Raw genomic sequence first — 26,266 nt, 5'->3', positions numbered from 1 at the left:
AATCTGTGGGTTTTTTCGACTATATCTTATCTCTGGTGGTGTATATCGTAGTCAGAACACTGTAAAGGGAGCATATAGATGAGCATGTCCGACGATAGCCAGAACGCATCAACTGCCGGTAAGTGTCCTTTTCATCAGGGCGGTCACGATCAGAGTGCGGGAGCAGGAACGAACAACCGCGACTGGTGGCCCAATCAACTCCGTGTAGATCTTTTAAACCAACATTCCAACCGTTCTAACCCGCTGGGTGAGGACTTCGACTACCGAAAAGAGTTTAGCAAACTCGACTATTCAGCCCTGAAAGGGGATCTCAGAGCCCTTCTGTCCGAATCTCAACCGTGGTGGCCCGCTGACTGGGGAACCTATGCCGGATTATTTATCCGCATGGCATGGCACGGTGCAGGGACCTATCGCTCCGTCGATGGACGCGGTGGCGCGGGTCGCGGACAGCAGCGTTTTGCACCACTGAACTCCTGGCCGGACAACGTCAGCCTGGATAAAGCGCGTCGTCTGCTGTGGCCAATCAAGCAGAAATATGGCCAGAAAATTTCCTGGGCCGACCTGTTTATCCTTGCGGGTAACGTGGCGCTGGAAAACTCAGGCTTCCGTACCTTCGGCTTTGGTGCCGGTCGTGAAGACGTCTGGGAACCGGATCTCGACGTAAACTGGGGTGATGAAAAAGCTTGGCTGACCCACCGTCATCCGGAAGAACTGGCAAAAGCGCCGCTGGGCGCAACCGAAATGGGCCTTATCTATGTGAACCCGGAAGGGCCGGACCATAGCGGCGAACCGCTCTCTGCGGCCGCGGCTATTCGCGCGACCTTCGGTAACATGGGTATGAACGACGAAGAAACCGTAGCGCTGATTGGCGGCGGTCATACGTTGGGTAAAACCCATGGTGCAGCACCGGCTTCGCACGTAGGCGCCGATCCAGAATCCGCACCAATTGAAGCGCAGGGCTTGGGCTGGGCCAGCAGCTACGGCAGCGGCGCGGGTGCAGACGCAATTACTTCCGGTCTGGAAGTGGTCTGGACGCAGACGCCGACCCAATGGAGCAACTATTTCTTCGAGAACCTGTTCAAATATGAATGGGTACAAACCCGCAGTCCGGCAGGTGCGATTCAATTTGAAGCGGTTGACGCACCGGAAATTATCCCCGATCCGTTCGATCCGTCGAAAAAACGTAAGCCAACAATGTTGGTTACCGACCTGACGCTGCGTTTCGATCCGGAGTTCGAGAAGATCTCCCGTCGTTTCCTGAACGATCCGCAGGCCTTCAACGAAGCATTTGCCCGCGCATGGTTTAAGCTGACGCACCGTGATATGGGGCCAAAAGCACGTTACATCGGACCGGAAGTGCCAAAAGAAGATCTGATTTGGCAAGACCCGCTGCCGCATGCGTTCTTTAACCCAAGCGAAGAAGATATCCTGAAACTGAAGGCGACCATTGCTGCTTCCGGGTTGTCCGTGGGCGAACTGGTATCGGTAGCGTGGGCTTCGGCATCAACGTTCCGCGGTGGGGATAAACGTGGCGGCGCTAACGGTGCGCGTCTGGCGCTGGACCCACAGCGTGGCTGGGATGTGAATGCTACCACGGCACGCGTACTGCCTGTGCTGGAAGGCATTTATAAGTCAGCCCATACCGCTTCGTTAGCCGATATTATCGTGCTGGCCGGTGTTGTCGGTATAGAGCAGGCGGCTAGCGCTGCGGGTGTCAGCATTAAAGTACCTTTTGCGCCGGGCCGCGTGGATGCGCGTCAGGACCAAACGGATATTGAGATGTTTGAACTGCTTGAGCCGATTGCCGATGGTTTCCGTAACTACCGCGCCCGTCCTGACGTATCGACCACCGAGTCGCTGCTGATTGATAAAGCACAGCAGCTGACGCTGACCGCACCGGAAATGACCGTGCTGGTGGGCGGTATGCGCGTACTGGGCACCAACTTCGACGGCAGCCAGCATGGCGTCTTTACCGATCGTCCTGGCGTGCTCAGCACTGACTTCTTCGTCAATCTGCTGGATATGCGCCATGAGTGGAAGGCGGTTGATGAGTCAAAAGAGCTGTTTGAAGGTCGTGACCGTCTGAGCGGCGAAGTAAAATACACGGCAACCCGCGCCGATCTGGTGTTCGGTTCTAACTCCGTACTGCGCGCAGTGGCTGAAGTTTATGCCTGCAGCGATGCTCACGAGAAGTTCGTGAGAGATTTCGTTGCCGCATGGGTGAAAGTGATGAACCTGGATCGTTTCGATCTGCTGTAACAGATAATGCCGGATGTCGCTTGTGCGTATCCGGCATAGTATGAATAAAAAAATCCCCGCGAGTGCGGGGATTTTCTATTTGCAGGTTATTCCCACTCTTGCAGGTAACGTTGACCGTACTGGTCAGCCACCAGCAGGGCGGCATACACCTGGTCCGGCGTTGCGCCGCCAGGCATGTTGTGGATGGTTTCGCCTTCTGCACAGGCTGCCTCAGCCACAATGCGCATTTTCGCCGGGATATCCTGTTTGATGTCCAGTTGCGCCAGGGTAATCGGCAGGCCAACGGAATGGCACAACGCGGCAACGGTTTCAATTTCATCAACTGGCGCGTTTTCCAGCACCAGCTGCGTCAGCGTACCGAAAGCCACTTTCTCGCCGTGATAGTAGTGATGCGCATCCGGGATTGCGGTCAGACCGTTATGAATGGCGTGAGCCGCTGCCAGACCACCGCTTTCAAAACCGACGCCACTCAGATAGGTGTTGGCTTCAATAACACGTTCCAGTGCTGGTGTAACCACGTGCTGCTCTGCTGCCAGCATCGCTTTTTCACCTTCTTCGATTAGCGCATTAAAGCACAGCTCTGCCAGCGCCAGCGCCGCCTGAGTACACTGACCGCCCGCCATGGTGGTTGCGCCGCTGCGTGAACAGGCACGTGCTTCGAACCAGGTTGCCAGCGCATCGCCAATACCCGCAGCTAACAGACGCGCCGGTGCGCCCGCGACAATTTTGGTATCCACAATGACCCTGTCCGGGTTGTTGGGCAGCAGCAGATAGCGATCGAATTCACCGGCATCGGTGTAAATGACGGACAGCGCGCTGCACGGCGCATCGGTAGAGGCGATGGTTGGGGCAATGGCGACAGGCACGCCCATAAAGTGCGCCAGCGCTTTGGCGGTATCCAGCGTTTTACCGCCGCCAATACCAAGTACTGCGCCACACTGCGCTTTTTCCGCTACGCCGCGCAGACGGTCGATTTCGTTTTGTGAACATTCGCCGCCAAACGGTGCAATTTCCAGCGCCAGTCCGGCATCCTGGAAGCTTTTTTCCAGTGCGCCCTGGGCAAAGCCTAAGACAAACTTGTCCCCAACGACCAGCCAGCGTTCTGCCAGTGGTTTGAGGTAGCTACCAAGACGGGTAATAACATCGGCACCCTGGATGTACTTACCAGGTGATTGAATAATGCGATCCATACTGTATTTCCCTCACAGGTTGATGTGACCAAATGCGTTGTTCCAGTCCTGCTCAAACTTCTCTATTGCTGACTCTACCGCAGGGGTATTGAGCATTTGTTGCGCTACGTCTAATGGCAGGGTGATAGCTTCACATCCTGCCAGTAAGCAATCCAGCGCCTGACGCGGGGTTTTAAAGCTGGCTGCCAGTACCATGCTGTTTGGCGCATGCAGCTCCAGTAACGTTTGCAGTTCCTGTACTGTGCGAATCCCGTCGCCGCCCTGTGCGTCGATACGGTTAACGTAAGGCGCGATATATTTAGCTCCTGCCAGCGCAGCCAGTAGCCCCTGAGAAGCACTGTAAACGGCGGTTCCCAGCGTGGTGATACCCTCTTTTTTCAGCATCTTAATCGCGGCCAGACCTTCGGATGTCACCGGGATTTTCACTACCAGACCAGGCACCGCGTTGCTCAGGCGTTTGGCTTCTTCCACCATGCCCTGCGCCTCGCGGCTCATGGTTTGGGCAAACAAAATACCCTCTTCGCCGATGGCGTTTTGCAGGCGTGGCAGTACATCCCAGATGGATTCTTTGCTTGCCGCCACAATGCTTGGGTTGGTGGTGACTCCCGCGATAGGGAAGATGCGTGCCAGACGTTCAACTTCCGCGACGTTGGCGGTATCAAGGTAAAGTTCCATACAAAAACATCCTCTTTAAAGTTCAAGTTCATGTTGCAACAGGCTGGCGATAGCGTCGGCTGAGGCGGCGCTAACCAGCGCGTTACGGAATTCTTCATGCATAATGCGGCGCGCCAGACGCGAGAAAATACGCATATGCTGATCGCCAGCGGCATGTTTGTTGAGCGTCAGCATAATAATGAACTGTGCATCATCATCACCCCAACGTACCGGCGCTTGCAGGCGCGCTACGCTGATGGTGGACTGCTCAATATGTTCGGATTTGCTGTGTGGAATGGCGAAGCTAAAACCTAATCCGGTAGAGAAGACGGCTTCGCGTGCCCACAGGTCTGCTTCCAGCTTACGTGGATAGCGACAACGGCCTGCCAGCAGGAGGTTGTCGGTCATCCCTTTGATGACCTCTTCTTTACTGCGCCAGTCGCTGTCCAGTGTGATGCATTCGGCGGTAACCAGAGGCGTATCCTGTTGGGTCATGCGGAACTGGGCCAACAGATGTTCGACCTCCAGCGAGGTTCGACAAGCCATCGCTTGATTCAGCAATTGACGGCAGGCACGGCTGTCGAGTTGCGCCATCCGCGCTTTGGCGGCGGGAATGGAGGGAGCGCTCATACTGATTTCGTCCAGACCCAGTCCCACCAGCAATGGCAGCACCGAACCTTTGGCACCCAGTTCGCCACACAGGCCAATCCATTTCCCCTGCCGATGTACTGCCTGCACGGCGTAATCCAGCGCGCGCAGGAAGGCCGGATTCAGGCTGTTGTAGTGGCGGGTAACTTTGGCGTTGTCACGGTCGACCGCCAGCAGGTATTGCGTCAGGTCATTGCTGCCAATACTAAAGAAATCAATCTCTTCACAGCATTGGTCAATGATGAACATCACAGACGGAACCTCCAGCATAATACCGAGCTGGATCTTCTCATCAAACGGAATGTGTTCACTTCGCAGTTGCTGCTTGGCTTCTGCCAGTTTCTCTTTGACCCACAGGATCTCTTCCATCGAGGAGATCATTGGGATCATGATTTTCAGGCTACCGTGCGCTGAGGCGCGCAGGATCGATCGCAGTTGCGTAGTAAACAACGTGGCATATTCTTCATAAATACGCACCGCGCGATAACCGAGAAATGGGTTGGTCTCAGCAGGAATATTCAGATAATCAACGGGTTTATCACCGCCGATATCCATGGTGCGTACAATAATGCTGCGTCCCTTTGCGGGTTCCAGCGCCTGGCAGAAAATGTTGTATAGTTCGTTCTCATCCGGGGCGCAGGTACGGTCCATATACAGCATTTCCGTACGGAACAGGCCAACCGCTTCCGCACCGTTACTAAAGGCTGCTTGTGCTTCCACGGAGTGGGCGATGTTGGCGGCGACTTCCATACGGATGCCATCAGCCGTGCGTGCCTCCTGGGTCAGCCAGATACGTTGCTGTTCCCGAATGGCATCCTGGATACGGGCTTCTTGCTGATAATAACGTACGATGGATTCATCAGGGGCAACGACGACTGCTCCTGCGTTACCATCGATATAAACCGTTTGCTGTAGCCATGGCATCAAAGATTCAATATCTACGCCAACCAGCGTAGGGATGTTGAATGACCGGGCGAGAATCACCGTGTGTGACGTAGTACCACCGCTTTTTAACAGCAAGCCTTTCAGCAATGTTTTGTCCAGTTCGAGGAACTGGCTCGGTGTTAGCTCATCCGCCATGCAAACCGTAGGCTGGGTCAGTTTTCCCGGTGCAGGGAAGCGCTGTTCCCCATAAATTTGCTGCAGAAGCTGGAAGCAAACATCGCGTACATCCAGTGCACGCTCCTGTAAATAACTGCTGCTTGAACGGGCGAATTCATCACAAAAATGTCCGGCACTTTCGACAACCGCCTGGGCGCAGCTTAACCCGCGTGATACGCCGGCGAGCAGGTGCTGACGGAGTGAGAGGTCGCTTGCCAGCGAGCGGTGTGCTTCCAGAATCGCACTGGTAGCGCCGTCGCTGTCGAGTAATCGAAACTCAATATTTTTCATCAACAGCGTTAAACCGTTATCCAGTGCCGCTTGCTCGGTTTCAATATCTTGAGCGGATGGAAGGTTACTGAGCGCGTTAAGATCCAGCGAAGAAAGCAGACTCAGAACGCCTCCTGCGCTGCCGCTGCAGACGGTGCGAGCGCGGAAAAGCTGTGGATTTAAATGGGTGAGCGATGCCGGAAGTGGCTCCAGCTCGTTGTTTTTGGCTTCCGCTAGCGGTGCATCGCAGTGCGGAAATTCATTTCGTAACCATTGGCTCAGATGCTGGTGGGCTGCCTGTTCATCTGTACCGGAAATCAGCAACTGACAGCTATCACCCGCCAGAGTATCGGTGCCAATCAGCGATAGTGCGCTCTTAGCGTTGCCCTTACGTTCGGTACGCAGGTTGTGCCACTCAATGTGTGAGGTAAAGGTGTTGCACTGCGTTTCTATGTGGCTTGCCGGGCGTGCATGTACGCCATTGGGTAGCTCACAGGTAAATTCCACAATCAGGGCCATAGCCTCATCTCCCATAACGATTTCTCGCTACAGGATAAAAGGGCAACGCCTGAGCCTGCCATGTGACAAATCTGCCAAAAACTGGATAAATGTAATGTAACTATCAAAGTGAGACATCCCTCACAAGTCAGCGTATCCACTATAAATTCCGAGAAACTGCAAGTTATGAGGCGGATCGCATTTTTGTACTGACATTACAAAAGTCCAGCAAATGGCCTTTTTATCCACTGTTTGCGTCGCGTCAGATTGCCTATTGTTTTCCGCAACAAGTTTATGGATATGGGCTTTAGGCAGCCCGGGAGCGACTTATGAAAGAGTTGGTACAAATCCTGAAAAATACTCGTCAGCACCTGATGACCGGTGTTTCGCATATGATCCCCTTCGTAGTAGCGGGCGGTATTTTGCTGGCTGTCTCCGTCATGCTGTATGGCAAAGGCGCGGTACCGGATGCTGCGACCGATCCTAATCTTAAAAAGCTGTTTGATATTGGCGTCGCCGGGTTGACTTTGATGGTGCCATTTCTTGCCGCTTATATCGGCTATTCCATCGCTGAACGTTCTGCTCTGGCCCCTTGTGCGATTGGCGCATGGGTGGGAAACAGCTTCGGTGCAGGTTTCTTTGGCGCATTAATTGCTGGGATTATTGGCGGTATCGTTGTCCATTATCTGAAGAAGATCCCCGTACATAAGGTGTTGCGTTCGGTAATGCCTATCTTCGTTATTCCCATCATCGGCACTTTTATCACCGCAGGCATCATGATGTGGGGGCTGGGGGAGCCTGTTGGCGCGTTAACCACTAGCCTGACCGAGTGGCTGCAGGGTATGCAGCAGGGCAGCATTGTACTGCTGGCGGTAATTATGGGACTGATGTTGGCCTTCGATATGGGAGGGCCAATTAACAAAGTTGCCTACGCCTTCATGCTGATTTGCGTGGCGCAGGGGGTTTATACCGTCGTGGCAATCGCCGCAGTAGGGATCTGCGTGCCGCCGCTGGGTTTAGGTTTAGCGACGCTGATTGGTCGTAAGAATTTCTCTTCTGAAGAACGCGAAGCCGGTAAAGCTGCGCTGGTAATGGGCTGCGTTGGCGTAACGGAAGGCGCGATTCCGTTTGCTGCAGCCGATCCGCTGCGTGTCATTCCATCGATTATGGTGGGTTCCGCCTGTGGCACGGTAACTGCCGCCCTGTTTGGTGCGCAGTGTTATGCCGGCTGGGGCGGGCTGATTGTTCTGCCTGTAGTGGAAGGAAAACTGGGTTATATCGCGGCGGTTGCCGTTGGTGCTGTAGTGACCGCCGTGTGCGTTAACGTACTGAAAAGTCTGGCGCGGAAAAAAGTGTCTCAGGTCGATCCGAAAGAAGATGACCTGGATTTAGATTTTGAAATGAATTAAGTGAGGAATGAGTCATGACCAAGATTATCGCAGTAACCGCATGTCCTTCTGGCGTTGCCCACACCTATATGGCAGCCGAAGCGCTGGAAAGCGCCGCTAAAGCTAAAGGTTGGCAAGTAAAGGTTGAGACTCAGGGTTCGATCGGTCTGGAAAACGAACTGACCGCGGCGGATGTGGCGGAAGCCGACATGGTCATTCTGACCAAGGACATTGGTATTAAATTTGAAGAACGTTTTGCGGGCAAAACTATCGTTCGCGTCAACATCAGCGATGCAGTGAAACGTGCCGACGCCATCATGAACAAGATTGGCGCGCATCTGGCGCAAACCGCTTAACCGTTTGTTTGCCGGATGGCGGCTTCGCCTTATCCGGCCTACAGATGCGTAGGCCTGATAAGCGTAGCGCCATCAGGCAACTATTCCCGCAGGAGTTCCTCATGACGAACCGTATCCAACGTTTAAAAACCGCTCTGTTTCAGAACAACCGTGAAATTTCGCTTGAGCGTGCGCTGTTATATACCGCCAGCCACCAGCAGACGGAGGGAGAGCCGGTTATTCTGCGTCGGGCGAAAGCCACCGCATATATTCTTGAGCACGTTGAGATTTCGATTCGTGATGAGGAACTGATTGCCGGAAACCGTACTGTTAAACCGCGTGCGGGCATTATGTCACCGGAAATGGATCCTTACTGGCTGCTTAAAGAGCTGGAGCAGTTTCCAACCCGTCCGCAGGACCGTTTTGACATCAGCGAAGAGGATAAACATCTCTATCGCGATGTGCTGTATCCGTACTGGGAAAAGCGGTCGATGAAAGATTTCATCAACGGTCAGATGACCGATGAGGTTAAAGCTGCCGTCAGTACCCAGATTTTTAGCATTAACCAGACTGACAAAGGTCAGGGACATATCATTATTGATTATCCACGCCTGTTGAATCATGGGCTTGGCGAACTGGTAGCGCAGATGCGAGCGCATTGTCTGCAGCAGCCGGAGAATCACTTTTATCAGGCTGCGCTGCTGCTGCTTGAGGCTTCGCAAAACCATATTCTGCGTTACGCTATGCTGGTAGAGAAGATGGCGGAAAGCTGCCCGGATGCGCAGCGACGCCAGGAATTACTGACGATTGCTGAAAACTCTCGGCATAACGCCCAAAGCAAGCCGCAAACCTTCTGGCAGGCATGTCAGCTGTTCTGGTACATGAACATTATTTTGCAATATGAATCCAACGCCAGTTCTCTTTCACTTGGACGCTTCGACCAGTATATGCTGCCGTTTTATCAGGCCTCGCTGACGCAGGGGGAAGACCCGGCATTCTTACAAGAGATCCTCGAATCCCTGTGGGTGAAATGTAATGACATCGTACTGCTGCGATCCACCAGCAGCGCGCGCTATTTCGCTGGCTTCCCAACAGGCTACACCGCGCTACTGGGGGGATTGACGGAGAATGGTCGTAGTGCGGTAAATGTATTGTCTTTCCTCTGTCTTGATGCGTATCAGAACGTACAGCTACCACAACCAAACCTCGGTGTGCGCACGAATGCGTTGATCGATACACCGTTCCTGATGAAAACAGCACAGACTATCCGTCTTGGTACCGGCATCCCGCAAATCTTTAACGATGAAGTGGTGGTGCCCGCGTTTCTGAATCGCGGTGTTTCGCTGGAAGATGCGCGGGATTACGCGGTAGTAGGCTGTGTCGAGCTGTCTATTCCAGGCAGAACATACGGTTTGCACGATATCGCTATGTTTAATCTGCTGAAAGTGATGGAAATTTGTCTGCATGAGAACGAAGGCAACCGCACTCTGACGTACGACGATCTCCTGGCGCATATTCGTGCCAAAATCAGCCACTACATCACGTTGATGGTGGAGGGCAGTAATATCTGCGATATCGGTCACCGCGACTGGGCACCGGTGCCGCTGCTCTCCTCGTTTATTAGCGACTGTCTGGATAAAGGGTGCGATATTACCGACGGCGGCGCGCGTTATAACTTCTCCGGCGTACAGGGGATCGGTATTGCAAACCTGAGCGATTCGCTGCATGCACTCAATGGGCTGGTATTCGAACAACAGCGCTTATCTTTTGATGAACTTTTGTCGGTGCTAAAAGATAACTTTGCTACCCCGGAAGGCGAGAAAGTTCGCGCCAGGCTGATCAATCGCTTCGAAAAATACGGCAACGATATCGATGATGTAGATAACATCAGCGCCGAACTGCTACGTCATTACTGCAAAGAGGTAGAAAAATACCAGAATCCGCGCGGCGGGCAATTTACGCCGGGTTCGTATACCGTCTCTGCGCACGTGCCGCTGGGTTCGGTCGTTGGGGCAACACCGGATGGCCGCTTCGCCGGGGAGCAACTGGCAGATGGGGGGCTGTCGCCGATGCTGGGACAGGATATGCAAGGACCGACGGCGGTATTGAAGTCGGTCAGCAAGCTGGATAACACACTGCTTTCCAATGGGACGTTGCTGAACGTGAAGTTTACGCCAGCCACACTGGAAGGTGAGGCCGGTTTACGCAAGCTGGCGGATTTTCTGCGGGCATTTACCCAGCTCAAACTCCAGCATATCCAGTTTAACGTGGTGAATGCCGACACATTGCGCGAAGCGCAGCAGCGCCCGCAGGATTTCACCGGGCTGGTGGTGCGTGTGGCGGGTTACAGCGCCTTCTTTGTCGAGTTGTCGAAGGAGATCCAGGATGACATCATTCGCCGCACCGCGCATCAACTGTGAGGTAATTGACCCACGAGGCGAGGACGTCGCGCGTATATTCAACATTCAGCGTTACTCACTGAATGATGGGCAGGGTATTCGTACGGTCGTCTTTTTTAAAGGCTGTCCGCATACCTGCCCTTGGTGTGCTAACCCGGAATCACTCTCACCACGTATTGAAACGGTACGGCGGGAGAGTAAATGTCTGCACTGTACACCTTGTCTGCGTGATGCTGACGAGTGTCCCTCTGGGGCGTTTGAACGTATTGGTCGTGATATCACGTTGGACGAGCTGGAACGTGAAGTGATGAAAGATGATATTTTCTTTCGCTCTTCTGGTGGGGGGGTAACGCTTTCTGGCGGTGAAGTGCTGATGCAAGCGCCCTTTGCCACACGGTTCCTGCAACGTCTGCGGCGCTGGGATGTGCGCTGTGCAATTGAAACGGCTGGCGATGCGCCGGCCGGTCGCTTGTTATCGCTGGCAAAAGAGTGTGATGAGGTGTTGTTCGATCTCAAAATAATGGATGGAGATCTGGCTCGTGAGGTCATCAACATGAACCTACCGCGTGTACTGGCGAATTTACGGCTATTGGTGGAGGAAGGGGTTAATGTCATACCTCGCCTGCCGCTGATCCCGGGCTTTACGATGAATTCAGATAACACGCAGCATGTGTTGACGATGTTGTCATCGCTAGGCATAAAACAGGTACACCTGCTACCGTTTCATCAATATGGCGAGCCCAAATACAGCCTGCTCGGTTTGCCCTGGTTGATGAAAGAAGTGCCCGTACCGACTGCGCAAGAGGTGGATATTATACGTAAGATGGCAGAATGCGCTGGATTTCAGGTAACAGTAGGAGGATAGTATGACCATCGCACCTGTACGATATCTGGTTGCTGTCACCGCGTGCGTAAGCGGCGTAGCCCATACCTATATGGCAGCTGAGCGGCTGGAGAAACTCTGCCAGCAGGAAAAATGGAGCATCAAGATCGAAACTCAAGGGGCATTGGGAACTGAAAATCGCCTGACGGAAGAGGATATTAACCGCGCTGATGTGGTGTTGCTCATTACTGATATTGAACTGGCAGGAGCAGAGCGTTTTACGCAGAGCCGATACGTTCAGTCGGGCATTAGCGCATTTCTGCGTGAGCCGCAGCGGGTGATGAGCGCCGTGCGAAAGCTGCTTTCAGCGCCACAGCACACACATCTTACTCTGGATTAGTTTCTTTCTCCGTCAATTGGCTGTGGTACTGCCGACGGTATTCTGATGGTGAACGTTCGGTATTTTTGCGAAACAGGCGGCAGAAGTAGTTGCTGTCAACAAACCCACAAATGTGCGCCACCTCTTTAATCTTCAATTCGTAACCCTTCAACAGCGTTTTTGCGTGTTCCAGTCGCGTGTGGTTCAGGTATTCGTTAAAACCGATAGCGCCCGTTTTTTGAAAAAGGTGGGAAAGATAATTGGGTGAGATGTAGAACGCCTGCGCGACGGATTCTCGGGTGAGCGGTGAAGCGTAGCGTTCGTCAATATAGTTGCGAATGGCTTCGAAAAGCGCCTGGCTGCGTGATGCGGTTTGGATCTGGCTGCCGAGCAGATCGCGGCAGTGGCTCAGTAAGCTTGCAACGATTAGCCTGGCGGTTTGCTGCTCCTGCGGCTGCATCTGCATTTCATTGAGCGTTTGCAGCAGGAATGAGCCAATACGCGGTCCACGCCGCGCGACGTGCTGGCGGGTAAGGTTTTGATATTGCTTACCGTCCCACTGAACGATGCTAAAACCCAGTTGCTGTTTGCCAAATAAGATACTGAGTGTGGTCACCGGTGTGAGCCACTGTGGAAAGTTCCAGCCACCAGCCGGAACGAACAAGGCATCGCAAGGCTGTAATGTCGCGGATGCGCCAGCAACACCGTTATCGGTGAATTCACCTTCCAGCACAATCTCCAGTCGGGGAAAATCGACCTGATACGCCAGTTCCGGCGTTGAGCTACTGGTGCTGGCAAAGTAAATCTGCCGCAGCGGTGTGGGGCCGTTGATCAGGCGAGAGAGCAGGTGGCTGATGTCGTGATACATGTTAATCCCTTGCAGGCAGCAGACAGGGAAACAGTAACGTTGAAAACAATCGCCCTCAAGTGATTATTGCCGGATGGCGGCTAATGCCTTATCCGGCCTACAAGTCTTTGCGAGCTGTAGGCCGGATAAGCGTAGCGCATCCGGCAGACTGTTACTGATTACCGATTTGATCGCCGTAAGGAAGGGTATCGTAATCAATCAGGGCATTCTTTTTGTACGGGTTGCCAATCCAGCGGGTTGTCTCTTTGAACTGCGGGCTGGTAATGGCACGAGTTGGATCGAAACCATCATAGGTGAAGCCCGCTAAATCAGACCAGGTGTGGATAAGCTCTGAGCTGCTGTATTTACGATTCACATCCTGTGAGAAGTCACGCGGGTGTGCAGCCTGCCATTTTTCCGAGGTCCACAGCAGGAACGGCACCGTATACATATGACGCGTTGGGTTGTCTTCATTACGACCCTGCGTTTTATGCGGCGGCGTATCGTATACCTCTTCCCCATGATCGGAGAAGTACAGCAGGAAGCCGTTCGGATCGGTCGCTTTATAGTCTTTGATCAGACTGGCAATGATATGGTCATTGTAGACATTCGCGCTGTCGTAATCGTTGTAAGCTTCCAGCTCATCGTTACTCAGGCCAGCGGGCACATTGTCGATATTATTGTCGAACTTACCCTGACCATCCGGGTAACGGAATTTGTACTTAATATGCGTACCCAGCAGGTGAACGATGATGAACTTTTTCGGTGCAGGGTCAGCCAGTACTTCTTTAAATGGCGCCAGCACGTTGCTGTCATATTCGCGCGCACTTTGGGTACGCTGCTGGTTCATATAGAACTGTTTATCCGTCTGCTTAGAGAACACCGTCAGCATGGTGTTGCGGGCGGTCATCGTCTGCTGATTGGTGATCCAGAAGGTTTTATAACCTGCCTGTTTCATCATGTTCATCAGGGACGGCTGAGTCAGATACAGATCTGGGTTCTTCTCGTTGGCAAAGGTCAGCGCCTGCTGCAGGATTTCAATGGTGTACGGACGTGAGGTCACGACATTATTGAACACGGTGAAGTTAGGATCGGATTTATGCAGCGCATCCAGTTCAGGCGTTGTTTCGCGTGGGTAACCGTACAGGCTCATGCGGCCACGTTGCGTTGACTCGCCAATCACCAGTACCAGCGTACGCGGCGCATCACCTGAGCTGTCTTTAAAGTTGGCCAATGGCGGCAGGGCATTGTTCTCATTCAGCAGGCTGTTCAGCGCGGTTAACTGCTGACGATACTGATAATACCCGGAGATGAACTGCCACGGTGCGGCAGGCTCCATGCGTGAGGCGAGACCATCCAACGTTTTTTCAAACGGCTTATGTTTGATAAACGTGTTCACTGTCATCGGATGCAGAATCAATCCGTATAACAGTGCAAACGACACCAGATAGCGCCAGGGTGATGGAATATGCACAGGACGCAGACGTGTCCATAGCAGAATTGCCACAGCTGTATAGGCCAGCGCAATTAAGACAATCTTCAGGCTGAAATATTGGCTCAGATATTCGCTGGCTTCGTTCGCATTGGTTTCAAACATTACGTACAGAACGCTTTGCGAGAACTCTTGCCCGTAGATGACGTAATAGCTCAGAGCAGCCAGCGAGGCCGCCCATAACACCACGCCTATCACGGCAGCAATAATGCGGATACGGTTTGGAAATAAGAATACCGGAATCAACCACAGCGAGCTAAACAGCAAGGAGTCGCGTAAACCGGTAGATCCGCTGTAGCCGCTAAAATAGATAACGGCCTGCAGTAACGAAGAAAAGAACCAAAAATAGAGGAGCGCCCAACCCAGGGCTTTCCAGCTAAATACGGGTTTAGACTGGAGTTGTAAGGATTGCATAGTATGAGCCTGTCTTTAATTGTAGCGCCAAGATTAGCACCTAAACATTAAGAGGAACTGAAGCATCACGATCTTAGGATCGTGTTTTGCCGTTGTTATATTCACGTGGTGAATATGTTCGAGGGGAAATATATTGAAAATGAAGTGGTTGTAACAGTGGTTTTTGCTGTCGCCTTCGTACAATAGCACGAAGGCGACGGGGGGAGGGACGTTAGCCAGTATTACGCATACCAGCGGCGACACCAGCGATTGTGACCATCAATGCTTGTTCCACGCGTGGGTCCGGTGCATTGCCCTGTTCTTCTGCCTGGCGTGAGCGGTGTAACAGCTCTACCTGTAAGACGTTCAGTGGGTCAGTATAAACATTCCTTAACTGAATGGACTCGGCAATCCACGGCAGGTCGGCCATCAAATGCGAGTCGTTGGCAATCGCCAGTACGACATCGATATCTGCTGCCAGGCGTTGGCGTAGCTCTGCACCCAGCGGCCACAGATCTTTTTTGACCAGGCGCTGATCGTAATACTCTGCCAGCCACAGGTCTGCTTTCGCGAAAACCATTTCCAGCATGCCAAGGCGTGTGGAGAAGAATGGCCAGTCGCGGCACATGGCTTCCAGTTCGCTTTGCTTGCCGTCTTCAACCACTTTTTGCAGCGCGGTACCTGCACCCAACCAGGCCGGGAGCATCAGGCGGTTCTGCGTCCAGGCGAAGATCCACGGAATGGCGCGCAGAGACTCTACCCCGCCGGTCGGACGGCGTTTTGCCGGACGTGAACCGAGCGGGAGTTTACCCAGTTCCTGCTCCGGTGTCGCTGAGCGGAAATAAGGGACGAAGTCTTTGTTTTCACGCACATATCCACGATAGAGCTCGCAGGAAATATCGGAAAGCTCATCCATGATATGACGCCAGCTATCTTTCGGTTCTGGCGGTGGTAACAGGTTGGCCTCCAGAATTGCTCCGGTATACAGCGACAGGCTGCTGATGGTCACTTCCGGCAGGCCGTACTTAAAGCGGATCATCTCCCCTTGTTCTGTTACGCGCAGACCGCCTTTCAGGCTGCCCGGCGGTTGAGAGAGTAGCGCCGCATGTGCAGGCGCGCCGCCGCGACCAATGGAACCACCGCGACCGTGGAACAGCGTCAGTTCGATACCGGCTTTTTCGCAGGTTTTGATTAGCGCGTCCTGAGCCTGGTATTGCGCCCAGGAGGCCGCCATCACGCCCGCGTCTTTTGCGGAATCAGAATAGCCAATCATGACCATCTGTTTGCCCTGAATAAAGCCGCGGTACCAGTCGATATTTAAAAGTTGAGACATGACGTCATCGGCATTGTTGAGGTCGTCCAGCGTTTCAAATAGCGGAGCGACCGGCATAGCAAAACCAATTCCGGCTTCTTTCAGCAGCAGATGCACGGCCAGCACATCCGACGGAGTTTTCGCCATCGAGATAACATAGGCGGCAATGGAGCCATATGGGGCTTCGGCAATGACCCGACAGGTGTCGAGCACTTCACGGGTGTCGTTGCTCGGTTCCCAGTTACGCGGCAGGAGCGGACGCTTGGAATTCAGTTCGCGGATCAGGAAAGCCTGTTTATCCGCTTCCGACCAGTTTTCGTAGTCGCCAATGCCCAGATAACGGGTCAGTTCGCCCAGGGCTTCAGTATGACGGGTGCTTTCCTGACGAATATCAATACGCACCAGCGGCACACCGAAACACTTCACGCGCCTAAGGGTGTCGAGCAATTCGCCATTGGCGATAATACCCATGCCACAGGCCTGCAGAGACTGGTAGCACGCGTATAGCGGGTCCCAAAGCTGTTCGTTTTGGGTGAGCAGTCCCGCAGGTTTCGGCAATTTCTCGCCTTTCAGACGGGCTTCAAGCCAGGCCTGAGTTGCCATCAGACGAGAACGCAAGGTTTTCATCAGATAGCGATAAGGTTCAGCTGCGCCTTCTTCGCCTACCAGCGCCATCAGCTCCGGCGTGGCATCCACCATTGAAAGCTCAGAAATCAGAAACTGGATGTCTTTCAGGAACAGATCTGTTGCTTTCCAGCGGCTGAGCAGCAGCACGTGACGGGTGATATCTGCCGTTACGTTCGGGTTACCATCACGGTCACCGCCCATCCAGGAAGTAAATCGAACCGGGACAAAATCAACCGGCAGCTTATAACCCAGATGCTCTTCCAGTTGTTCATTCAGCTCGCGCAGGTAGTTCGGTACACCTTCCCACAGGCTGTTTTCAACTACCGCGAAACCCCATTTGGCTTCATCAACCGGGCTTGGGCGCAGCTTGCGGATCTCATCCGTATGCCAGGACTGGGCAATGAGCTGACGCAGACGGCGCATCAGTTGGTTGCGTTCATAATCGACGAGGTCTTTGTTATCAAGCTGCTTGAGGCAGGCATTCACTTCACCCATTTTATGGATCAGCGTACGACGAGTGATCTCGGTCGGGTGGGCGGTGAGTACCAGCTCCAGAGAGAGTGATTCTACGGCTTTCTTGATGGTGGCGTCATTGAGGTTGGGCTGCTCTTTCAGTTTACGCAGAGTGCGAGCAATCACTTCCGGGTTGCTGGCTGCTTCGCCTTTTGGCGAAATGCTGTGGTATTGCTCGGCGGTGTTGGCCAGGTTCAGGAACTGGCTAAATGCGCGGGCAACCGGCAGCAGCTCGTCGTTAGACAGATTTTGCAGTGTGGTGAGCAATTCCTGGCGATTAACTTCATTGCCAGCGCGAGATGATTTGGACAGCTTACGAATTGTTTCTACGCGATCAAGAATGTTCTCTCCCAGCGCATCCTTGATGGTCTCTCCCAGCACTTTGCCGAGCATACTGACATTACTACGCAACGCGGAATATTGTTCGTTCATATTAACCCAGACACCCCATCTATTTTGAATATGTCCTGTATCTTTCACGCCTGACTATCACGCGAAATCTTGCGGACTTAACTTTTTAGCCGTCTTTTATAAAGCCACGTAAAACACGTGACGTCAATTGCTGCGAAATCGGTTCAGCAAACGAATAAATGCCGTGAATTTACGTTATTTAATTCACATCCAATCAAATAAGCGTTGCTTATGGAAATGTTAAAAAATCACCCCGCTTACCACTAAAGGATTAGCGGGGTGATAAGCAGTTAATGCCAGCAGAAATGATGCACAACCTGGGTGATTAATTCGCGAGTTGGCTTAATAAAGCGTGTTTCCAGATATTCATCCGGCTGATGCGCCTGATTAATAGAACCTGGACCCAATACCAGCGTCGGGCAAAGCGTCTGGATAAATGGCGCTTCGGTGCAGTAGTTCACCACTTCAGTCTGTGCGCCCAGCAGTTTCTCAACCACCTCTACCAGTTGATGGTCAGGTGGACACTCATAGCCTGGAATCGGTGGATGCAGTTCCGATATGGTCAGGCGACCCGGCCAGCGTTCGCTGACAGGGGCCAGCGCTTCGTTAAGTAACCCATTGAGATCGTTTAGCGTCATACCCGGTAGCGGGCGAATATCCATATGCAGTTCGCAGCAGGCGCAGATTCGGTTGGCGGCGTCGCCGCCGTGGATGTGGCCCAAATTTAACGTTGGATACGGAACGGTAAAGGCATCATGGTGATAGCGCGCTTTCAGGTCATCGCGCAGATGCATGATATGGCCGATGGCATCATGCATCAGTTCAATCGCATTAACGCCACGTGCCGGATCGCTTGAATGACCCGATTGTCCCAGAATGCGTATCGCATTAGAGATATGACCTTTGTGTGCGCGAACCGGTTGCAGTGAAGTGGGTTCGCCAATAATCGCGCAGTCTGGGCGCAGAGCAGTGGTTTCAGAAAAGTAGCGAGCTCCCGCCATGCTGGTCTCTTCGTCAGCAGTGGCCAGAATGTAGAGGGGCTTTTTCAGCTTCGTGACGTCGACATCACGCAACGCGTCGAGGATAAAGGCGAAGAAGCCTTTCATGTCCGCCGTACCCAAACCATAGAGCTTATTGTCATGCTCGGTCAGGGTGAACGGATCGCGCGTCCAGCGTCCGTCGTCAAAGGGTACGGTATCGGTATGGCCCGCCAACAACAGACCACCAGCGCCCTGTCCAATGCTCGCCAGCATATTGAATTTATTTCGCGTATCGGGAACCGGCTGGACCTCCACATTGAAGCCTAAATCTTTAAACCAGCCCGCCAACAGAGTGATTAAACCTGCATTGCTTTGATCGAGCGCTTCTTCGGTAGCGCTAATCGATGGTGTGGCAATCAGAGCGCGGTAAATCTCGATAAATGGCGGTAAATTGTTTTTCATTGTTGACACACCTCGGGTCATGATAGTATCAATATTCATGCAGTATTTGTGAATAAAAATACATTAACGTTGAGCGTAATAAAACCCACCAAGTGTAAGGTGAGGTGATAAAGGCTTATACCTGGCAACAGAATCTAAGAAGGTGAGCAGCCCCGATGTTGAATACGCTGATTGTGGGCGCCAGTGGCTATGCCGGCGCAGAGCTTGTGACCTATGTAAATCGCCATCCTGATATGACCATAACCGCTTTGACCGTCTCAGCGCAAAGCAATGATGCAGGAAAATTAATCTCCGATTTGCATCCGCAGTTGAAAGGCATTGTCGATTTACCGTTGCAGCCAATGTCAGATATCAGCGAGTTTAGCGCAGGGGTGGATGTTGTGTTCCTCGCAACGGCTCATGAGGTAAGTCATGACCTGGCTCCGCAGTTTTTGCAGGCCGGTTGCGTGGTGTTTGACCTCTCTGGCGCGTTTCGCGTAAATGACGGCGCGTTCTATGAAAAATATTATGGTTTTACCCATCAGCATCCCGACCTGCTGGAGCAGGCAGTTTACGGGCTGGCGGAATGGAACGAAGACCAGCTGAAAGAAGCGAATCTGATTGCTGTGCCGGGTTGTTACCCGACGGCGGCGCAGCTTTCGCTGAAACCACTGATTGACGCCGGGCTGTTGGATCTCAGCCAGTGGCCGGTAATTAATGCGACCAGCGGCGTGAGCGGCGCGGGCCGTAAAGCGGCTATCTCTAACAGTTTTTGCGAAGTAAGCCTGCAACCGTATGGCGTGTTTACCCATCGTCATCAGCCGGAAATCGCTACTCATCTGGGGGCTGAAGTGATTTTCACCCCGCATCTGGGCAACTTCCCGCGCGGAATTCTGGAAACTATCACTTGCCGCCTTAAAGCGGGTGTAACGCATGCTCAGGTAGCGCAGACGCTGCAACAGGCGTATGGCGATAAACCGCTGGTGCGTCTGTATGACAAAGGGGTTCCAGCGTTGAAGAATGTGGTTGGATTACCATTCTGTGATATCGGGTTTGCTGTGCAGGGTGAGCATCTGATCGTTGTGGCGACGGAAGACAACTTATTGAAAGGCGCGGCGGCACAGGCGATGCAGTGCGCAAATATTCGTTTTGGCTTTGCCCAAACGCAGTCTCTTATTTAAGGGTGCAACAATGAATCCATTAATTATCAAGCTGGGCGGCGTTTTACTGGATAGCGAAGAGGCGCTGGAGCGCTTGTTTACCGCACTGGTGAATTATCGTGAGTCCCACCAGCGTCCGCTGGTCATTGTGCACGGTGGCGGCTGCGTGGTCGACGAGCTGATGAAGCAGCTGAATCTGCCGGTGAAAAAGAAAAATGGTCTGCGCGTCACGCCAGCCGATCAAATTGACATTATTACCGGTGCCCTGGCGGGAACGGCGAATAAAACCTTGCTGGCCTGGGCGAAAAAGCATCACATCGCGTCTGTTGGTCTGTATCTTGGCGATGGCGACAGCGTAAAAGTGACGCCGCTCGATAAAGAACTGGGTCATGTTGGACTGGCGCAGCCGGGTTCGCCTAAGCTGATTAACACGCTGCTGGAAAGCGGTTTTCTGCCGGTAGTGAGCTCTATTGGTGTCACTGATGATGGTCTGCTGATGAACGTGAATGCCGATCAGGCTGCAACGGCGCTGGCGGCAACGCTGGGTGCGGATCTGATCCTGCTCTCTGATGTGAGCGGTATTCTGGATGGCAAAGGCCAGCGCATTGCCGAAATGACCGCGGCGAAAGCGGAACAGCTGATTGAACAGGGCATTATTACCGATGGCATGATCGTGAAGGTGAATGCAGCGCTGGATGCCGCGCGTACGCTGGGCCGTCCGGTGGATATCGCCTCCTGGCGTCATGCAGAGCAACTTCCGGCGCTGTTTAACGGCACGCCAATTGGTACGCGTATTCTGGCTTAACTATTAATGTGCCGGATGGCGGCTTCGCCTTATCCGGTCTACGTGGGTTTTGTAGGCTCGGTAAGCGCAGCGCCACCGGGCAAAAATATCATATTAAGGAAATTCGTTATGGCACTTTGGGGTGGGCGTTTTACACAGGCAGCAGATCAGCGGTTCAAACAGTTCAACGACTCGTTGCGTTTTGACTACCGCCTGGCAGAACAGGATATTGTTGGCTCTGTGGCCTGGTCCAAAGCGTTGGTAACGGTAGGTGTACTGACTGCCGATGAACAGCTGCAGTTGGAAGAGGCGCTGAATAACCTGCTGGAAGAGGTTCGCGCGAATCCTCAGCAGATTTTGCAAAGCGATGCCGAAGATATTCACAGTTGGGTGGAAGGTAAGCTGATTGATAAAGTCGGCCAGCTTGGTAAAAAACTGCATACCGGGCGTAGCCGTAATGACCAGGTCGCGACCGATCTCAAGCTGTGGTGCAAAGATACGGTTATCGAATTACTGTCGGCCAATCGTCAGTTGCAAACTGCGCTGGTGGTGACGGCGGAGAATAACCAGGACGCCGTCATGCCGGGTTACACCCACCTGCAACGTGCGCAGCCGGTGACGTTTGCTCACTGGTGTCTGGCCTATGTTGAAATGTTGGCGCGTGACGAGAGCCGTTTGCAGGATGCGCTCAAACGCCTGGACGTCAGTCCGTTAGGCTGCGGCGCGCTGGCGGGTACGGCGTATGAAATCGATCGCGAGCAGTTGGCGGGTTGGTTGGGCTTTGCCTCGGCAACGCGCAACAGCCTGGACAGCGTTTCTGACCGTGACCACGTGCTGGAGTTACTCTCCGACGCCTCTATCGGCATGGTACACCTGTCGCGTTTTGCTGAAGATCTGATTTTCTTTAACACCGGCGAAGCGGGCTTTGTTGAACTCTCCGACCGTGTGACTTCCGGTTCATCTCTGATGCCGCAGAAGAAAAACCCGGATGCGCTGGAGCTGATCCGTGGTAAATGCGGTCGCGTGCAGGGTGCGCTGACCGGCATGATGATGACTTTAAAAGGCCTTCCACTGGCATACAACAAAGATATGCAGGAAGACAAAGAAGGGCTGTTCGACGCGCTCGACACCTGGCTGGACTGTCTGCATATGGCCGCGCTGGTGCTGGATGGAATCCAGGTGAAACGTCCGCGTTGCCAGGACGCGGCGCAGCAGGGTTATGCTAACGCCACTGAGCTGGCGGATTATCTGGTGGCGAAAGGCGTCCCGTTCCGCGAAGCGCACCATATTGTGGGGGAAACGGTGGTCGAGGCGATTCGTCAGGGCAAACCGCTGGAAGCGCTGTCGCTTGCCGAGTTACAAAAGTTCAGCCAGGTGATTGGCGATGACGTTTACCCGATCCTCTCGTTGCAATCGTGTCTGGATAAACGTGCAGCGAAAGGTGGCGTGTCGCCGCAGCAGGTTGCGCAGGCGATCGACTACGCGAAGGCACGCCTGTAGGTCGGATAAGGCGAAGCCGCCATCCGGCACTGTGCGCCGTTCTGCCTGATGGCGCTACGCTTATCAGGCCTACCAAACCATAACCCGGCCGAGCTTTGCGACGCCGGGCTTTTTTATGCAAAAAAAATGCGGACGCAAGGTCCGCAAAAGTTCACGTTGGCTTTAGTTATTTCGAGTATGAGAGAAACTCTCAAACGGACAGTAGCTTCAAGGGTTAAAGGGGTACCGTTCCGTTTCTGTGGTGCATTATTAAACAGAAAGCTTGATAGGGATAATCGTTCGTTGCTATGCTACCTATCGCTACGAACTATCGTGGCGATGGAGGATGAATAATGAATATTCGTGATCTTGAATACCTGGTGGCACTAGCCGAACATCGTCACTTCCGACGAGCGGCAGACTCCTGTCACGTTAGCCAACCAACGCTGAGCGGGCAGATCCGCAAGCTGGAAGATGAGCTTGGCGTCATGTTGCTGGAGCGTACGAGTCGCAAGGTGCTGTTCACCCAGGCCGGTTTGCTGCTGGTGGATCAGGCGCGCACCGTGCTGCGCGAGGTCAAAGTGCTCAAGGAGATGGCAAGCCAACAAGGCGAGACAATGTCTGGCCCGCTGCATATTGGTTTGATCCCAACGGTGGGGCCATACCTGCTGCCGCATATTATTCCGATGTTGCACCAGACCTTCCCAAAACTGGAGATGTATCTCCATGAAGCGCAGACACATCAGCTGTTGGCGCAACTGGATAGCGGCAAGCTCGACTGCGTCATTCTGGCGCTGGTCAAAGAGAGTGAGGCGTTCATCGAAGTACCGTTATTTGATGAGCCTATGATGCTGGCGATCTATGAAGATCACCCATGGGCAAACCGTGACTGTGTACCGATGTCCGATCTGGCGGGTGAAAAACTGCTGATGCTGGAAGATGGCCACTGTCTGCGCGATCAGGCAATGGGTTTCTGCTTTGAAGCGGGTGCTGATGAAGATACCCATTTTCGGGCAACCAGTCTGGAAACGCTGCGTAACATGGTGGCGGCAGGCAGTGGTATTACCTTACTGCCTGCGCTGGCCGTTCCGCCGGAGCGTAAGCGTGATGGTGTCGTTTATCTGCCATGCATTAAACCCGAACCGCGTCGTACGATTGGTCTGGTGTACCGTCCTGGTTCGCCGCTGCGCAGCCGTTATGAACAGCTGGCAGAGGCCATCCGTGGATCAATGGATGGCCATTTCGACAGTGCGTTAAAACAGGCGGTTTAAGCCATTTAGCGCCGCTACCCGATAGGCTTCTGCCATGGTTGGGTAGTTAAAGGTGGTGTTAACGAAGTACTCGATAGTGTTACCACCACCTTTTTGCTCCATTATCGCTTGTCCGATGTGAATAATTTCGGCCGCGCGCTCCCCAAAGCAGTGGATCCCCAAAATCTCTTTGGTTTCGCGATGGAACAGGATCTTCAGCGTTCCGACACTCATACCCACGATTTGTGCACGTGCCAGATGCTTAAACTGGGCGCGGCCAACCTCGTATGGAACTTTCATTGCCGTGAGCTGCTGTTCTGTTTTACCAACGGAGCTGATTTCCGGAATGGTATAAATCCCGGTTGGGATATCTTCGATCAGATGCGCGGTGGCTTCGCCTTTTACCAATGCCTGGGCGGCAATGCGTCCCTGGTCGTAGGCCGCCGATGCCAAGCTCGGATAACCAATCACATCCCCTACGGCGTACACATGCGGCAGCGCCGTCTGGTACATGCTATTCACTTTGAGCTGCCCGCGGCTGTCGGTTTTCAGACCAATGTTTTCCAGCGCCAGCGAATCGGTATTACCGGTACGGCCATTGGCGTACAGCAGGCAGTCGGCCTTCAGTTTCTTACCGGACTTCAGGTGCATGATGACGCCGTCATCGCAACCTTCAATCTTCTCATACTCTTCGTTGTGGCGAATGACCACACCGCTGTTCCAGAAGTGGTAAGAGAGCGAGTCGGACATCTCCTGATCGAGGAATGCCAGCAGACGATCGCGGGTGTTGATTAAATCAACTTTGACGTCCATTCCACGGAAGATCGACGCATATTCACAGCCAATGACCCCTGCGCCATAAATCAGCACATGACGGGGTTCGTGGTGCAGGCTCAGGATAGAGTCACTGTCGTAAACCCGGGGATGCGAAAAGTCGACATCAACAGGGCGATAAGGACGCGAACCGCAGGCAATAACAAACTTATCCGCAGTCAGCGTTTCCACCGTACCGTCGTGACATTCCAGGGCGATCGTGTGTTCATCAACAAAACGAGCATTTCCCTGCAAAATTTCGCAGTGGTTGCGCTCGTAAAATCCTTGCCGCATACGCGTTTGCTGATTAATAACGTTATCAGCGTGGTTGAGAATATCGGCGAAAGAAGAACGAAGGAGTCGGGAGTGGTCGCTGTACAGTGGGTTCTGATTGAATTCAATAATGCGGCTGACGGCGTGGCGGAGAGCTTTCGACGGGATGGTGCCCCAGTGGGTACAACCTCCGCCGACGTTATGATAGCGCTCAATTACCGCGACGCGCGCTCCTTGCTTAACCAGACCCATTGCCGCGCCTTCGCCGCCGGGACCGGAACCTATTACTATTGCATCGTAATCGTAAGAATGTGACATGGTCAGGCTTACCTGTTCTTATACATAAAAGCAACAGAATAGTAACATCGTTGTTGAGATAACCCAATTATCGTTGTGCTTTTTTGCGAAGTCGAAGCACAAACTGCGCGTAAACAATCATTCACAAAGCCATGCCAACCGCCTAATCTCTGGTATAGTGCCAGCAAGGTATGTGGAAGGATTCAGACATCGTGATGGGCGTTAGAGCGCAACAAAAAGAGAAAACCCGGCGTTCGCTGGTAGAAGCCGCATTTAGTCAACTGAGCGCTGAGCGTAGTTTTGCCAGCCTCAGTTTACGCGAAGTTGCTCGTGAAGCGGGCATTGCGCCAACCTCGTTTTATCGCCATTTCCGCGATGTGGATGAACTCGGCCTGACGATGGTGGACGAGAGCGGTCTGATGCTGCGTCAGTTGATGCGCCAGGCGCGCCAGCGTATCGCGAAGGGCGGGAGTGTGATCCGCACCTCGGTCTCAACATTTATGGAGTTCATCGGCAACAATCCCAACGCCTTCCGTTTATTATTGCGCGAGCGTTCGGGGACATCCGCAGCGTTTCGTGCAGCGGTCGCTCGTGAAATTCAGCACTTCATCGCGGAACTTGCGGACTATCTGGAACTCGAAAACCATATGCCTCGTGCGTTTACTGAAGCGCAAGCCGAAGCCATGGTAACCATTGTGTTCAGCGCCGGGGCAGAAGCACTGGATGTTGGCGCTGAACAGCGCCGACAGCTGGAAGAGCGGCTGGTATTGCAACTACGCATGATCGCGAAAGGCGCATTTTATTGGTACCGCCGTGAACAAGAGAAGATGACGCACCACTCCGAGTAACGAGAAGGACAAGCAATGAAACAGTCAGGTCAAGATAAAGGTACGCTGCTGCTGGCGCTGGTTGCTGGCTTATCGATCAATGGTACATTTGCGGCGCTGTTTAGCTCCATTGTGCCATTCTCAGTATTCCCGATCATTTCGCTGGTGCTGACGGTGTATTGTCTGCATCAACGCTATCAGAACCGCACCATGCCTGTGGGATTGCCGGGCCTGGCTGCCGCCTGCTTTATCCTCGGCGTTTTGCTGTACAGCACCGTGGTACGCGCTGAATATCCGGATATCGGCTCTAACTTCTTCCCGGCGGTACTGTCTGTGATTCTGGTGTTCTGGATCGGCTTTAAAGTCCGTAACCGTAAACAGGAAATTGCGGAGTAACAGTTGTAGCGGTAGGCCGGATAAGGC

At 53.2% G+C, this 26,266-nt stretch carries 20 protein-coding genes; 12 read left to right on the top strand and 8 right to left on the bottom strand.

The features are described from left to right. The first annotated feature begins 78 nt into the window (after window positions 1-78). Window positions 79-2,259, top strand: a complete 2,181-nt coding sequence (gene katG, locus C2U43_RS24615; protein ID WP_103285920.1) for a catalase/peroxidase HPI — start codon at window positions 79-81, stop codon at window positions 2,257-2,259. A gap of 86 nt (window positions 2,260-2,345) precedes the next feature. Here the strand turns inward: katG and gldA are convergent, their stop codons facing one another. From gldA to ptsP, 3 genes are read right to left on the bottom strand one after another with little or no spacing between them, the layout of a single operon-like run. Beyond that, on the bottom strand, window positions 2,346-3,449 hold the full coding sequence (gene gldA / locus C2U43_RS24610; protein WP_103285919.1) for a bifunctional L-1,2-propanediol dehydrogenase/glycerol dehydrogenase: 1,104 nt from the start codon (window positions 3,447-3,449) through the stop codon (window positions 2,346-2,348). 12 nt (window positions 3,450-3,461) lie between these two features. After that, complete coding sequence (gene fsa / locus C2U43_RS24605; protein ID WP_020996106.1) at window positions 3,462-4,124, bottom strand: fructose-6-phosphate aldolase; 663 nt, start codon at window positions 4,122-4,124, stop codon at window positions 3,462-3,464. Window positions 4,125-4,139: 15 nt separating this feature from the next. Beyond that, entirely contained in the window at window positions 4,140-6,641 is a 2,502-nt protein-coding gene (gene ptsP / locus C2U43_RS24600) for a phosphoenolpyruvate--protein phosphotransferase (protein ID WP_048227754.1), read from the bottom strand. A gap of 308 nt (window positions 6,642-6,949) precedes the next feature. On the opposite strand from ptsP, the gene C2U43_RS24595 reads away from it, so the two are divergent. From C2U43_RS24595 to C2U43_RS24575, 5 genes are all read left to right on the top strand, one after another. Then, window positions 6,950-8,029, top strand: a complete 1,080-nt coding sequence (locus tag C2U43_RS24595; RefSeq protein ID WP_103285918.1) for a PTS fructose transporter subunit EIIC — start codon at window positions 6,950-6,952, stop codon at window positions 8,027-8,029. Window positions 8,030-8,043: 14 nt separating this feature from the next. Continuing rightward, entirely contained in the window at window positions 8,044-8,364 is a 321-nt protein-coding gene (locus C2U43_RS24590) for a PTS fructose-like transporter subunit IIB (protein ID WP_003825151.1), read from the top strand. Between the two features lie 101 nt (window positions 8,365-8,465). After that, complete coding sequence (locus C2U43_RS24585) at window positions 8,466-10,763, top strand: formate C-acetyltransferase (protein WP_103285917.1); 2,298 nt, start codon at window positions 8,466-8,468, stop codon at window positions 10,761-10,763. Then, a complete protein-coding gene (locus C2U43_RS24580; RefSeq protein ID WP_103285916.1) occupies window positions 10,729-11,607 on the top strand; it encodes a [formate-C-acetyltransferase]-activating enzyme in 879 nt (292 codons plus the stop codon). Before C2U43_RS24585 ends, C2U43_RS24580 begins: the two co-directional genes overlap by 35 nt. 1 nt (window position 11,608) lies before the next feature. Beyond that, on the top strand, window positions 11,609-11,965 hold the full coding sequence (locus tag C2U43_RS24575; RefSeq protein WP_008787052.1) for a PTS fructose-like transporter subunit IIB: 357 nt from the start codon (window positions 11,609-11,611) through the stop codon (window positions 11,963-11,965). Here the strand turns inward: C2U43_RS24575 and C2U43_RS24570 are convergent. The 4 genes from C2U43_RS24570 to argE form a co-directional block, all read right to left on the bottom strand. Next, window positions 11,952-12,812 carry a helix-turn-helix transcriptional regulator gene (locus tag C2U43_RS24570; protein ID WP_103286025.1) on the bottom strand — a complete coding sequence of 287 codons (861 nt, stop codon included), beginning with the start codon at window positions 12,810-12,812 and terminating at the stop codon, window positions 11,952-11,954. The two genes, C2U43_RS24575 and C2U43_RS24570, sit on opposite strands and share 14 nt — an antisense overlap. Window positions 12,813-12,963: 151 nt before the next feature. After that, entirely contained in the window at window positions 12,964-14,697 is a 1,734-nt protein-coding gene (locus tag C2U43_RS24565) for a phosphoethanolamine transferase CptA (protein WP_048237073.1), read from the bottom strand. 211 nt (window positions 14,698-14,908) lie between these two features. Further along, window positions 14,909-17,560, bottom strand: coding sequence for a phosphoenolpyruvate carboxylase (gene ppc, locus C2U43_RS24560; RefSeq protein WP_103285915.1), 2,652 nt, complete (start codon window positions 17,558-17,560; stop codon window positions 14,909-14,911). A 269-nt stretch (window positions 17,561-17,829) separates the two neighbouring features. Then, entirely contained in the window at window positions 17,830-18,981 is a 1,152-nt protein-coding gene (gene argE / locus C2U43_RS24555) for an acetylornithine deacetylase (RefSeq protein ID WP_003825137.1), read from the bottom strand. A gap of 155 nt (window positions 18,982-19,136) precedes the next feature. Between argE and argC the strand changes: the two genes are divergently transcribed. The 4 genes from argC (at window position 19,137) to oxyR (ending at window position 23,654) form a co-directional block, all read left to right on the top strand. Continuing rightward, window positions 19,137-20,141: an N-acetyl-gamma-glutamyl-phosphate reductase gene (gene argC / locus C2U43_RS24550; protein ID WP_071444524.1), complete on the top strand. Its 1,005-nt coding sequence runs from the start codon at window positions 19,137-19,139 to the stop codon at window positions 20,139-20,141. A 10-nt stretch (window positions 20,142-20,151) separates the two neighbouring features. Next, window positions 20,152-20,925 carry an acetylglutamate kinase gene (argB, locus tag C2U43_RS24545; protein ID WP_003028854.1) on the top strand — a complete coding sequence of 258 codons (774 nt, stop codon included), beginning with the start codon at window positions 20,152-20,154 and terminating at the stop codon, window positions 20,923-20,925. A gap of 108 nt (window positions 20,926-21,033) precedes the next feature. Then, window positions 21,034-22,404, top strand: coding sequence for an argininosuccinate lyase (argH, locus tag C2U43_RS24540; protein ID WP_103285914.1), 1,371 nt, complete (start codon window positions 21,034-21,036; stop codon window positions 22,402-22,404). Between the two features lie 332 nt (window positions 22,405-22,736). Continuing rightward, on the top strand, window positions 22,737-23,654 hold the full coding sequence (oxyR, locus tag C2U43_RS24530) for a DNA-binding transcriptional regulator OxyR (RefSeq protein WP_008787060.1): 918 nt from the start codon (window positions 22,737-22,739) through the stop codon (window positions 23,652-23,654). Here the strand turns inward: oxyR and sthA are convergent. Then, window positions 23,637-25,037 carry a Si-specific NAD(P)(+) transhydrogenase gene (gene sthA / locus C2U43_RS24525; RefSeq protein WP_003028860.1) on the bottom strand — a complete coding sequence of 467 codons (1,401 nt, stop codon included), beginning with the start codon at window positions 25,035-25,037 and terminating at the stop codon, window positions 23,637-23,639. The two genes, oxyR and sthA, sit on opposite strands and share 18 nt — an antisense overlap. Window positions 25,038-25,228: 191 nt before the next feature. Between sthA and fabR the strand changes: the two genes are divergently transcribed. Beyond that, complete coding sequence (gene fabR / locus C2U43_RS24520; protein ID WP_003028862.1) at window positions 25,229-25,864, top strand: HTH-type transcriptional repressor FabR; 636 nt, start codon at window positions 25,229-25,231, stop codon at window positions 25,862-25,864. A 15-nt stretch (window positions 25,865-25,879) separates the two neighbouring features. Beyond that, window positions 25,880-26,239 (top strand): YijD family membrane protein, encoded by a 360-nt coding sequence (locus C2U43_RS24515; RefSeq protein WP_003825114.1) that lies wholly within the window; start codon window positions 25,880-25,882, stop codon window positions 26,237-26,239. The last annotated feature ends 27 nt before the right edge of the window (window positions 26,240-26,266 follow it).

The organism is Citrobacter freundii complex sp. CFNIH9 (assembly GCF_002903305.1).
Classification (GTDB): domain Bacteria; phylum Pseudomonadota; class Gammaproteobacteria; order Enterobacterales; family Enterobacteriaceae; genus Citrobacter; species Citrobacter portucalensis.
This window is presented reverse-complemented; position numbering and strand designations above follow the sequence as displayed.